The 11974-nt window shown below is 39.0% G+C and carries 10 protein-coding genes; 6 read left to right on the top strand and 4 right to left on the bottom strand.

What is annotated here, in order from left to right:
- Positions 1-270: 270 nt before the first annotated feature.
- Entirely contained in the window at positions 271-969 is a 699-nt protein-coding gene (locus DWB61_RS10255) for a hypothetical protein (RefSeq protein WP_125030824.1), read from the bottom strand.
- A 325-nt stretch (positions 970-1294) separates the two neighbouring features.
- Between DWB61_RS10255 and DWB61_RS10250 the strand changes: the two genes are divergently transcribed.
- Positions 1295-1651, top strand: a complete 357-nt coding sequence (locus DWB61_RS10250; RefSeq protein ID WP_125030823.1) for a hypothetical protein — start codon at positions 1295-1297, stop codon at positions 1649-1651.
- Between the two features lie 28 nt (positions 1652-1679).
- Positions 1680-1994 carry a putative quinol monooxygenase gene (locus DWB61_RS10245; protein WP_125030822.1) on the top strand — a complete coding sequence of 105 codons (315 nt, stop codon included), beginning with the start codon at positions 1680-1682 and terminating at the stop codon, positions 1992-1994.
- A gap of 377 nt (positions 1995-2371) precedes the next feature.
- Here DWB61_RS10245 and DWB61_RS10240 read toward each other — a convergent pair whose 3' ends face one another.
- From DWB61_RS10240 to accC, 3 genes are all read right to left on the bottom strand, one after another.
- Positions 2372-3907, bottom strand: coding sequence for an acyl-CoA carboxylase subunit beta (locus tag DWB61_RS10240; protein ID WP_125030821.1), 1536 nt, complete (start codon positions 3905-3907; stop codon positions 2372-2374).
- A gap of 68 nt (positions 3908-3975) precedes the next feature.
- Positions 3976-4485, bottom strand: coding sequence for an acyl-CoA carboxylase biotin carboxyl carrier protein subunit (locus DWB61_RS10235; RefSeq protein WP_125030820.1), 510 nt, complete (start codon positions 4483-4485; stop codon positions 3976-3978).
- 20 nt (positions 4486-4505) lie between these two features.
- A complete protein-coding gene (gene accC / locus DWB61_RS10230; RefSeq protein ID WP_125030819.1) occupies positions 4506-6029 on the bottom strand; it encodes an acetyl-CoA carboxylase biotin carboxylase subunit in 1524 nt (507 codons plus the stop codon).
- A gap of 499 nt (positions 6030-6528) precedes the next feature.
- Between accC and DWB61_RS10225 the strand changes: the two genes are divergently transcribed.
- The 4 genes from DWB61_RS10225 (at position 6529) to DWB61_RS10210 (ending at position 11967) form a co-directional block, all read left to right on the top strand.
- The gene (locus DWB61_RS10225; protein WP_125030818.1) at positions 6529-6765 is read left to right on the top strand and encodes a VF530 family protein; all 237 of its coding nucleotides are present in this window, start codon (positions 6529-6531) and stop codon (positions 6763-6765) included.
- Between the two features lie 193 nt (positions 6766-6958).
- Complete coding sequence (locus DWB61_RS10220) at positions 6959-7462, top strand: GbsR/MarR family transcriptional regulator (protein ID WP_125030817.1); 504 nt, start codon at positions 6959-6961, stop codon at positions 7460-7462.
- 127 nt (positions 7463-7589) lie between these two features.
- Positions 7590-8756: an efflux RND transporter periplasmic adaptor subunit gene (locus DWB61_RS10215; protein ID WP_125030816.1), complete on the top strand. Its 1167-nt coding sequence runs from the start codon at positions 7590-7592 to the stop codon at positions 8754-8756.
- Between the two features lie 43 nt (positions 8757-8799).
- The gene (locus tag DWB61_RS10210; protein ID WP_125030815.1) at positions 8800-11967 is read left to right on the top strand and encodes an efflux RND transporter permease subunit; all 3168 of its coding nucleotides are present in this window, start codon (positions 8800-8802) and stop codon (positions 11965-11967) included.
- Positions 11968-11974 lie beyond the last annotated feature (7 nt).

The following is an 11974-nucleotide window of genomic DNA, read 5'->3' as shown; positions in this document are numbered from 1 at the left end:
TCTCAAAAAAAGAGTAATTATAAACAGTCTTTATCATGTTGATATCAAACTTTGCCAATGGGTGGCTCAAAGCTTATCAGGGGAGTACATTTGATCCAATTGGAGCCAATATTTGAGTAATGGGCGGCTCATAAGTTTGCGGGAAGGCATTTTATACTCAATGGAAGCCAATATTTAACTCAGGGGAGGCATCTGCTGCCCAATGGGAGTGTAAAAACCCCGAGGGGAGGGTTTCTCCTTCTCGGGGCTAGTATTAATGGGGTATTCAGATTATGCCTTATAGTTCGCCATATACTTTTCCTTACGATTTTCGTCTTTCCAGAATACATATTTGCCATATTCGCGTATGGTACTCATATGATTCGTTAAAAGGGTATAAGCCTTGTCGCGCAAGAGCTTGCTGGCACTGGTTTCATCCTTCGATCCGTTGGATAATGCCAACAATTCTGACATTCTGTGCGATGTCGTTCGCGCTTGTTGGTTTAATGTCACATCGAAATTAATTTTGCTAAGCGGTTCAGGATTTTTATCTCCCAGTACAGCCAATTCGATTAAATCCTGTATCATATCTGCATGCGTAGAGCCCTCCTTTATTCTCGAAATCTTAGTTTTTATTTTAGGCTCGTTGCGATATGCAAAACTAAAATGATGGACAATTTCGTCACGCAACTTATAAGCCAGCGGCGATTGTTCCAACCAATCTTTCTGCGCTTCCTGCTGAGCATTGAATTCGCTCATCCATTCAGCCTGAGAAAACCTTACGGCTCCCGATAGGGTAGGCAGTTCATCTATTAGAGTCGCATCGAGCCCTGCCTCAACCAATGCGTCCTTGTCCTTGCCAGCCTCCTTGGCAAGTGTTTCAGCTCCAGCGGTAACTTCGTCGATAGGTTGGTTCGGTAATTTCACTTCCGAAAGCGGGAGGGCTTCAATCCTGTCTTTCCAGGTTTCAAAATCTGATTGATAATTCATGATTATAAAAAAATAGTTTACCTTAACGGGCTCCATCGGCCTCCTCTTCCAGTTGTCTCGCCAAAGTCGTCCGGTTGATGACCAGCCGATGGTTTACCTTATTTTGTGAACAGCGAGATTTATCTGCGATTCACTTAAACAGTTATGAATTTAAGTAAAATATCTTACTATATATAATGTTTAATAGAAATTGTTTGGATTTAATGAACTTTGCGTTTCCCAAATCTTAAATAAAAACTTATTTTTAGGTTTTTATAACTTATTAAAAGGGCCTACTTAGCTGAATAAGCAAGAGAGCCTTTATTGAATCTTAAAAATGAATATAATGAGTCAAACTAAAGAACTGGTTGATTATTATTTAGAGAAAAAGAAGTCGGGAATGGATTTCTCTGAAATAAGAAAAGAGTTAAAGGCTAAAGATCTTGATGATGCTCAGATTAAGAATATCATCAGAGAAATTGATGCCAAGGCTTTGGAGTATGCTCAGACTTCGGGAAAAATGAAACCCAAAGATTTACGACTGATTGGTTATGCCTTGATGCTGATAGGTGGGGGATTAACTTTTGCCGTTTATTTTAAGATATTGGTATTAGGTAAGTTTCTTTTTGCGGCTTATGGCCCCGTTATTATTGGTTATATCTTAGTCGTTATGGCTCGACGTCAGCAGAATAAATTGAAGTAATAGCAATCAAGTTTAGAACATTATAGATATGGATATCAGAAAAAACGAAAGCCAATTGGTTTGTATTGCGAAGTTTATTGCAGTTTCAGGTGAAGTTAATGATTTGATTAAAAATCTGCATGCCCTGATTCCTGCCACCCTTCAAGAGGGTGGATGTATTCGCTACGAATTGAATCAGTGTATCGAGGATGAGAATCGAATTACGTTTATTGAAAAATGGTTCGATCAAAAGACTTTTGATGCACACTGCGCTAAACCCTATATTGTAGAATTCTTTAATGAAGGTAAACCGCTTCATGTTAAGGAATTTGAAGTGAGTCTTCACAAGGAAATTCTGCCATAATATATTCAGACTATTCATTTTGGAATGCTGAAAAAAGAAGAGTCCAAAAAATAAAATCTACCGCAAAGTGCACTAAGTTTTATCGCAAAGCCCGCAAAGAATCCAAGGGACACAAAGTTGACTTAGATTTTTCCTTAGTGTTCTTCGTGTGCTTGGTGGTTTGATTTTTTTTTTACCGCAAAGAACACAAAGTTGATTTACATTAGTACTTAGTGTGCATGGAGGTTTAAGTTTTTCTTGTTCTTTAACGCCAGAAAGGGGGAACGACAGGCTGATGGATCATGCTTATAAATCATTGTGTGGATTTTTGTCTATAAAAAAATACAGGCTATTGAACCTCGAATTCAATAGCCTGCTTTACTGTTGTATGTAATTGATTAAAGAGGAATATTCCCGTGTTTTTTGGGTGGGTTGTGTTCGCTCTTGTTACGACACATCTCCAATGCCTGAATCAACTTGTAACGCGATTGTTTAGGTTGAATCACTTCATCGATATAACCCATTTCAGCTGCTTTATAAGGATTCGCAAATTTGTCGCGGTAATCCTCAATAGCCTCAGCTCTTTCTGCGTCGCTCAGGTTTTTACTCATTATATTCACAGCACCTTCGGCACCCATTACGGCAATTTCACCCGTTGGGAAAGAGTAATTAATATCGGCTCCAATATGTTTGGAAGCCATTACGTCGTAGGCTCCACCATAAGCCTTACGGGTAATTAGGGTAATCTTAGGCACTGTGGCTTCAGCAAAGGCATATAAAAGTTTGGCTCCATGCTTGATAATTCCGCCATATTCTTGTTCGGTTCCTGGCAAGAAACCCGGCACATCAACCAAAGTAACCAGAGGAATATTAAAGGCATCGCAAAAGCGTACAAAACGAGCCGCTTTTGTTGACGAATTGATATCAAGAACACCTGCTAAGAAGGCTGGATTATTAGCAACTATACCAACTGGTTGTCCACCCAAACGAGCAAAACCAATGGTGATGTTCTGAGCATAGAGTGGCATCAATTCAAAGAAGTTCTTATCATCAACCACCGTTTCAATAATGTCTTTGATATTATAGGGCTTGTTGGGATCAACAGGAACCATTTGCTGTAATTTTTCATCCTCTCGGTGAATATTATCGGTGCAAGGCTTAACCGGTGGATCTTCCATATTATTGGATGGAAGAAAGGTCATCAGCTCTCGTAGCATCATCATGGCTTGCTCATCGTCGTCAGCAACCAAATGGGCTACGCCTGATTTTGAGTTATGTGTAATCGCTCCCCCCAATTCTTCTTTTGTAACTTCTTCGTGAGTGACGGTTTTAATCACATCAGGCCCAGTTACAAACATATAAGAGGTATCCTTTACCATCATAATAAAGTCGGTAAGGGCAGGGGAGTAAACCGCACCACCGGCGCAAGGACCCATAATGGCTGAAATCTGTGGGATAACACCTGACCCTCTTACGTTCTGGTAGAAAATATCAGCGTAACCAGCCAAAGACTGTACACCTTCCTGAATTCGGGCTCCACCCGAATCGTTGAGCCCAATAATTGGAGCTCCCATTTTCATGGCAAGTTTGGTAACCTTTACGATTTTATCGGCATTGGCACTGCTAAGCGAACCGCCAAACACGGTAAAGTCCTGTGCAAAAACATAACATAGTCTACCATCAATTTTACCGTAGCCAGAAACAACACCATCGCCCAGTATTTTTGTCTTTTCCATCCCAAAATCTGTGGAACGGTGAGTCACCATCTTATCAATTTCGGTAAAGGTATCGGGATCCATCAAATCATGGATTCTTTCACGAGCAGTTTTCTTTCCTCCCGCGTGATGCTTGGCAATTCGTTCTTCGCCACCACCCAGTTCGGCAGCTTTGCTTAGTGTCTCAAATTTTTTGATTTTATCTTCTATAGTAAGCATGATTCTTTTTTTTTATTGATAGGAATTTGAATATCGATGAGTATAATACTCATAACTTTGTTTTTGACTTATTCGATATGTATCAATGCTTGATTGGCTTTAATCGTATCTTCTTCTTTTACAAAAATTTCAGAAATGGTCCCATCTTTCCCTGCCTTGTATTCGCTTTCCATTTTCATTGCTGAAATGATAATAAGGGTATCGCCTTTTTTTACTTCATCGCCTAGTTGAACAGGTATTTTAACGACTTTTCCTGGCATAGGTGATACGATAGTGCCTTTTTCATCTTCTATATCACCGCCTTTTCGGGCTTGTAAATATTTAGTTTCAGCATCAATTATTTCAGCATCGTATGAATGATAAAATGTATTGACGGAGTATTTCTTTGGAGAATCGGTAGCGATAAGTTCAACATTGTATGAACGCCCTTTGAATAAAATAGAATAAATACCTTTTTCAACTTGGTAACAATCCAAATCGTATTCATTATTATCCACCATTATTTTAATCTGATTGCCTGATTGGTCCAGCAATTCGACTTTAGCAATTCTGTCTCCTAGTTTTATTTCCAGTGCCATAATCTATTTTTATATGTGGATTAATTTTTATTGGCTCTATGCATGGCAGATCTTCTTCCAAATTCTTTCCATTTGGTTCCTGAAGAAATAATGTCGCTACCTGGAGCATTTTTGAGTTTGTGATTATAGTCGAGAAAAGCGGCTACAATTGCGAGATCTTCAAATCTTTCTTTTGAAGAATCTGGAGCCATTAGGAAATCTTCATTATTCTGAATAAAGTGCGTGTCATATTTTCCTTCCTTAAAGTCGGGGCATTCCATTATTCTCTCCAAAAATTTAATCGAAGTTTTTACACCAGTAATTTTATATTCATACAGTGCTCTACTCATTCTTTCAATCGCTTCGGCTCTGGTTCTGGCCCAAATAATAAGCTTCGAAATCATGGGGTCATAATGAATTGGAATTTCATAACCTTCGTAAACATAGCCATCCGTTCTAACACCAAGTCCCATAGGTTCTGTAATGTGAGTAATGAGTCCAGGGCTTGGCATAAAGTTATTGTCGGTGTCTTCAGCGTAAATTCGGCATTCTATCGAATGTCCAAATTGGAAGATATCTTCTTGTTTTATTTCGAGAGGTCTGCCTTCAGCAATTTGAATCTGAGCCTTTACAAGGTCGTATCCGGTTACCCTTTCGGTGATAGGATGTTCAACCTGAAGTCGGGTATTCATCTCTAAGAAGTAGTAATTTAGATTGTTATCAACAAGGAATTCGATGGTTCCAGCTCCGTGATAATTTACTGCCTTTGCGGCTTCTACAGCAGATTTCCCCATCTTCTCTCTTAACTCAGGGGTCATTAATGGAGAAGGTGTTTCTTCAACCACTTTTTGGTGACGACGTTGCACAGAACATTCTCTTTCGCAGAGATGGATAACATTTCCGTGCTTGTCTCCAAGAATTTGAAATTCGATATGATGTGGAGAAGAAATGTATTTTTCAACGTAAACAGAATCATCACCAAAAGATGACAGGGCTTCGGAACGGGCAGCACGCAAGGAGCTTAGAATATTTTCTTCTTTATCTACCATTCTCATACCTTTCCCTCCACCACCAGCTGAGGCTTTTATCATGACGGGTAATCCTACTTCTTTGACAACTCTGAGAGCCATTTCGTCGTCTTCTAGATTTTCTTTGGTTCCAGGAACAACAGGAACACCAGAGTTGATCATGGTTGTACGGGCTGTAATTTTATCACCCATAGTTGAGATAATTTCAGGGGTCGGACCAATAAATATGATGCCTTCTTCCTGACATCTTTTTGAAAATTCAGCATTTTCACTTAAAAATCCATAGCCAGGATGTATGGCGTCAGCTTTTGATATTTTGGCAACCTCAATAATTTTATCGATGTTAAGGTAGCTTTCATTAGATGGAGCAGGTCCAATAGGGTAGGCATAATTGGCATATCTAACGTGCATCGATGTACGATCAACGTCAGAATATACAGCAATTGATTGAATGCCAATTTCCCTACATGATCTCATAACTCTTAAGGCAATTTCACCTCTATTAGCTACAAGAACTCTTGTTATTCTTTTGGTCATAGTTAGGGTTTTGAATAAATTATGCTCAATTGAATATCTGTTTTAATTTAGATAAGCGTGGTTAATTGATGCATGATTTTGAATTAAGCAGTCTAAATATAAATAAAAAATAAGTGACCTTACTATTTTTTAATGGAATAAAAAGGAATTTCAGTCTAAACATCGGTTGAGTATATTGATGGTTGTGGTTGTGTAACTGCAAGACTAATAGTGTTTTTAAGTATGATTGGTTCTTGGGATATATTATTGGATAAAAAGATGATAAAGTCGTTTATTGAGAGTTGTATTTCTAAATGTATTGATGTTAAATTTTTGTCCCATCAATAGCGTTTTATTTCAGTAATAATGTGAAAAATTAAATAGAATGGTTTAATCTTCTTTTTTCCTGAAGTTTTTTTTCGATAATATAGATTTCTAAATGAAGATTATTTCTAATCCCTTTCATTACATTTGCGGAACCGTTCCTTAAGCGGGTATTGTATAATTAGATTCGGTTTAGATGGAGGAGAGCAAGAAAGTCACACAAGTGCAAGCATCCAACCCTTTGCATGGGGTGAAGTTGGTTGATATGTTGGAATATTTACATGCTATTTATGGTTGGAAAGAATTGGGCGATAGAATACAAATACGTTGTTTTCAGTCTAATCCATCTATCAAGTCGAGCTTGACTTTTCTTAGAAAAACACCATGGGCTAGAGAACAGGTTGAGCAATTATATTTGGAAACCTATAAATAAAGCTATTTTTAATGTAGATGTTTTGCTTTAATCCGTGCATATACATATATAATCCAGATCAGTGTGAGTCATTGATCTGGATTTTTTTTTTCGCTGGTTTTAGGACTTTATTTGTGTTTTTTTATTTTTTAACACTTGTTGGTTCGGAAGTAACCGAACTGATGGTATATTTGCATCATTAAATATTAAAACGATGAATTCAGAGAAGAGCTTAGAAATGCGTAAAAAGGAATTGGTAGAGAAATTTGGTCTCTTTATGGAGCGTCAGGATAATCTGCCTCCAATAGCAGCTCGAATTTTTGCCAGTTTGGTTGTTGATAGAGGTGAGGGAACGACTTTTGACGAATTGGTTACTTTTCTGTCTGCTAGTAAGAGTACCATTTCTACAAACATTCAATTGCTTTCGAATAGGGGAATGCTTACATTTTATACCAAACCTGGTGATCGTAAAAAGTACTTTATTCTATCTCCTGAATCCTTACTGGCCCGTGTTGACGATGAGATTGTTCAGTATAGAATGGAATATCAAATAGTCAAGGAAATCGCTGATTTTAGGGAAGAAATTCATGAAGCCAATGGTGATCCAACTATTAATAAATCATACCCTTATCTCGACTTTCTTTCAAATTCATTATCTCTTTTAGAGACGCTTAAAGAAAATGTAAGAGCAAATTGTGACATGAATTCGCATCGCTAATCATCCATTAACATACTAATTAAATAAATACAGACATTCTGTATTATTTTTTGTGCTCATGTAGTTCGGTGTGTGGCGAACTAAACGAACTGTGCATTATTAAATCCTATATAATTTAAACACAATCATGATTAAAAGTAAATTTCTAGCAATTACTGGCATAGCCCTATTGGCTTTGTCTTCCTGTGACCAATCAGGAAAACCACAAATGGCTCATAAGGCAGCTCCTTTTCTGGTTCAAACTGTCGAAAAAGCTGATGTGACAATTTATAAGGAATATGCTGCCAATATAGAAGGAGAACAAAATGTGGAAATCCGTTCAAAGGTGGATGGTTTTATCGAAAAGATATACATAGACGAAGGGGCTACCGTTAGAAAAGGACAGCTCATGTTTAAACTTAGTGCTGAGACTTTAAACCAACAGCTTAATGCTGCCAAAGCCAATATAGAGGTTGCAAAATCTCAGGTTGAAGTGTCACAAGTTGAACTTGAAAAAATAAGGCCTTTGGTTGAGATGAATATCATCAGTGGTATCGAGCTGAAAACAGCAACCAGTAAGCTGAATGCGGCTAAAGCTCAATTAAATGCAGTTGAGGCTAACTATTTAAATGCAAAGGAAAACCTGGATTATACCATTATCACCAGTCCTGTGGATGGTATTGTTGGCAGTATCCCATATAAAGTCGGCAGTTTGGTTGGTCGCAATGAAGCTATGGCTTTAACAACAGTTTCAAATATTAATAATGTGTATGCCTATTTTAGCATGAATGAGAAACAACTTTTGGAGTTCATTCGAAGTTTAGGAGGTAATAGCATGGCAGAGAAAATCGGCCAAATGCCTGAAGTTGAATTGTCTTTGGCTGATGGTAGTTTGTATAATCATAAGGGGAAAATTGAAACTATCAATGGTATGGTGAATCCCAGAACTGGTAGTGTGAATTACCGTGCAAAATTTCCAAACAGTAACAGATTGTTGCGCAATGGTAATAGTGGCAGAATTAAGTTCCCAACTCAAATAAAAAGTGCCATTCTTCTACCTGAGAAATCGACTTTTGAATTACAAGGTAAGCGTTTTGTTTATGTCGTAGGTGAGGGAGATAAGGTTAATTCAAAAGAAGTGATTGTCTCTGAGACTGTGGGAAATAATATCATTGTGCAAAGTGGTATTAAGGCTGGTGAAGTTATCGTACATGATGGCTTAATCAAACTTCGAGAAGGCATGCAAATCATGCCAAATTCTGTTGACTTAGCCGTTCAGAAAGGTTTAAACAAGGAAGTTTTATCTGACAAATAATCCTGAATTATCAAATGGTAATAATTATCTAAAAAGGTATATAATGTTTCAAAAATTTATAGAACGGCCGGTATTATCGACTGTTATCTCCATATTAATTGTTATTCTGGGCGTATTGGGTTTAACCTCTCTTCCGGTTCAGCAATTTCCTGAGATTGCACCACCAACGGTGAAAATTTCAACCTCTTATCCGGGAGCCAACGCCGAAACCGTTTTGAAATCGGTGGTTGTCCCTATCGAAGAGGCTGTGAATGGTGTGGAGGGCATGACTTATATGTCGTCCAGCTCCAGTAACGATGGATCTGCTACCATCAATGTTTATTTCGAATTGGGTACCGATGCTGATATCGCTGCGGTAAAGGTGCAGAATCGTGTGGCTACAGTTAACAGCAAATTGCCTTCGCAGGTGATTAAAGCAGGGTTAACGACTCAAAAGGTTCAGAATGGGGTGTTGATGTTCTTCTCATTGTATTCGGAAAATAAGGATTTCGACGCGACTTTTGTTGAGAATTATGCCCGTATCAATATGATTCCCTTGATCAAACGTATCAATGGTGTGGGTGATGCTAATGTGTTTGGTTCTCGAGATTATTCCATGAGAATTTGGTTGAAGCCTGAGAAAATGGCTGTTTACGGTTTGTCTCCACAGGATATTGTGAATGCGTTAAATGAGCAGAATATTGAGGCTGCTCCCGGTAAGTTTGGTGAAAACTCTTCCCAGTCTTTCGAATATGTGATACGTTACAAGGGGAAGTTTTCAGAAGTATCAGAATATGAGGATATCATTCTGCGATCGGAAGGCAATAACAACTTCTTGAGATTGAAGGATGTGGCAAAAGTAGAATTGGGTGCTTTTAATTATTCCATTCAAAATAAAACGGCTGGTTTCCCTTCGGTGGCTATGGCGGTTTATCAAACGGCAGGATCGAATGCACAAGAAATTGTAAAAGAGATTGAGAAAGTGCTTGAAGAATCATCGAATGATTTCCCTCCAGGTATTAAGTATGTTATTCCTTTTAATACCAATGAGTTTTTAGATGCTTCCATCGATCATGTTGTTATGACACTAATTGAGGCATTCCTTCTTGTGTTCTTGGTGGTTTTCTTATTTCTTCAGGATTTCCGATCGACTCTAATTCCTGCGATTGCTGTACCCGTTTCTATAATTGGGACTTTCTTTTGCTTGCAATTATTCGGGTTCTCCATTAATATGCTAACCCTGTTTGCTTTGGTTTTGGCTATTGGTATTGTAGTCGATGATGCCATTGTGGTGGTCGAGGCCGTGCATGCCAAGCTCGATGCGGGTGCCACGAGTGGGAAGAAAGCAACCCTTTCTGCCATGAGTGAAATTACGGGGGCCATTATCTCCATTACGCTGGTTATGGCGGCAGTGTTTGTACCGGTGTCCTTCCTCGAAGGCCCTACTGGAGCTTTCTATCAGCAGTTTGCCCTTACACTGGCCGTGGCTATTGTTATTTCGGCTATTAATGCCTTGACTTTGAGCCCGGCACTTTGTGCTCTTTTACTGAAACCTCATAATCCTAGCAATGCTCACAAAAAGGGATTGAAGAGTCGTTTTTATACCTCATTCAATACGGGTTTTGATGCGGTGACCGACAGATATACCAATTCGGTTCGTTTCCTAATCAATAAAAAATGGTTGTCAGGTTTAATACTTGTCGTATTTGTTGTTTTGGCTGGCTGGATGTTTAAAACCACGCAAACTGGATTTATTCCCAATGAGGATCAGGGAATGATTTTCTGTGACATAAGCTTACCTCCCGGAAGTACGCTGGATCGTACGGTTGAAGTGACAGATAAAGTTGATGCCATTATTAAGGAAATGGATGTTGTTGATACCCGTATGTTTGTGAATGGCTTTAGTTTGTTGAGTGGCACCCGGGGGGGCTCAAAGGCTTTTGCGGTAATCAAGTTAAAACCCTGGAATCAGCGTAAGGAAGATTATCAGAAGGTTAAGGCTGTGGTGGGCCAATTGTTTGGCAAAACAGCAGGTATTGCTGAGGCTCGAATTTTATTCTTTACACCGCCTACGGTGAGGGGGTTTGGTAATTCAGACGGTTTCGAAATGCAACTGCAGGACAAAACCAACGGGAGTTTCGACGGTTTGATGGCTAATACCCATAAGTTTTTGATGGCATTAAATCAGCGTCCCGAAATCAAGTATGCCGTGACCTCATTCAACACGGGATTTCCACAATACGAAATGGACGTTAATGTTGAGAAGGTGAAAGAAGCAGGAATATCGGTTAACGGTCTGTTTGCGACTTTGCAAGGTTATTATGGCAGCTGGTATGCAGCTGATTTTAACCGATTCGGAAAACAATATCGGGTTATGATTCAGGCTGATCCTGAGGATAGGGCTACTGCCGAATCGCTTAATACTATTTTTATTAAGAATGGCAAAGGTGAATTGGTTTCCGTGAGTCAGTTTGTGAATATGACCAAGGTAAATGGTCCCGATGTGGTTAGCCGCTTCAACCTGTTCAATTCGTCAACTGTAAATGGTAATGTGAATCCAGGTTACAGTACCGGAGATGCTATTCAGGCTATTCAGGAAGTGGCTGCCGAAGTATTACCTGCTAGCTATAGCTATGAATTTTCAGGAATGACTCGTGAAGAGCAGAAAGCGGGTAATAAAGCGATTATTGTTTTTATCCTGAGTTTGATTTTTGTGTATTTCCTTTTATCGGCTCAGTACGAATCTTACATTCTACCTTTCTCTATCATCTTGTCGTTGCCTATCGGTATTTTTGGAAGTATATTTTTCATCAATATGGTTGGCTTAGATAATAACATTTACTTTCAGGTTGCCCTGATCATGTTGATTGGTTTGCTGGCAAAAAATGCGATTCTGATTGTAGAGTTTGCCCTTCAGCGCCGACGAGAAGGCATGAGTATTGCACAAGCTGCCGTTGAGGGTGCTAAGGCCCGATTGCGTCCGATTTTGATGACTTCATTTGCTTTTATTCTCGGATTAATGCCATTGATGTTGTCAACAGGAGCTGGTGCAGTGGGGAACCGTTCAATCGGTACTGGTGCTGTGGGAGGTATGCTTATAGGTACTCTGTTTGGCGTTTTTGTAATTCCAGTCTTTTTTGTTGTCTTCCAGCATATTCAGGAAAGAATATCGGGGGCTCCACAGACAGAAACAGAAGAGGTTGAAGGAAAAGAATTGGAAAGCATTCAATAATTAGAAA

Source organism: Ancylomarina euxina (genome assembly GCF_003863355.1).
Lineage (GTDB): Bacteria > Bacteroidota > Bacteroidia > Bacteroidales > Marinifilaceae > Ancylomarina > Ancylomarina euxinus.
This window is presented reverse-complemented; position numbering and strand designations above follow the sequence as displayed.

Coding starts and splice junctions, on each gene's coding strand:
- DWB61_RS10255 (WP_125030824.1), bottom strand. CDS start 969: ATGAATTATCAATCAGATTTTGAAACCTGGAAAGACAGGATTGAAGCC.
- DWB61_RS10250 (WP_125030823.1), top strand. CDS start 1,295: ATGAGTCAAACTAAAGAACTGGTTGATTATTATTTAGAGAAAAAGAAG.
- DWB61_RS10245 (WP_125030822.1), top strand. CDS start 1,680: ATGGATATCAGAAAAAACGAAAGCCAATTGGTTTGTATTGCGAAGTTT.
- DWB61_RS10240 (WP_125030821.1), bottom strand. CDS start 3,907: ATGCTTACTATAGAAGATAAAATCAAAAAATTTGAGACACTAAGCAAA.
- DWB61_RS10235 (WP_125030820.1), bottom strand. CDS start 4,485: ATGGCACTGGAAATAAAACTAGGAGACAGAATTGCTAAAGTCGAATTG.
- accC (WP_125030819.1), bottom strand. CDS start 6,029: ATGACCAAAAGAATAACAAGAGTTCTTGTAGCTAATAGAGGTGAAATT.
- DWB61_RS10225 (WP_125030818.1), top strand. CDS start 6,529: ATGGAGGAGAGCAAGAAAGTCACACAAGTGCAAGCATCCAACCCTTTG.
- DWB61_RS10220 (WP_125030817.1), top strand. CDS start 6,959: ATGAATTCAGAGAAGAGCTTAGAAATGCGTAAAAAGGAATTGGTAGAG.
- DWB61_RS10215 (WP_125030816.1), top strand. CDS start 7,590: ATGATTAAAAGTAAATTTCTAGCAATTACTGGCATAGCCCTATTGGCT.
- DWB61_RS10210 (WP_125030815.1), top strand. CDS start 8,800: ATGTTTCAAAAATTTATAGAACGGCCGGTATTATCGACTGTTATCTCC.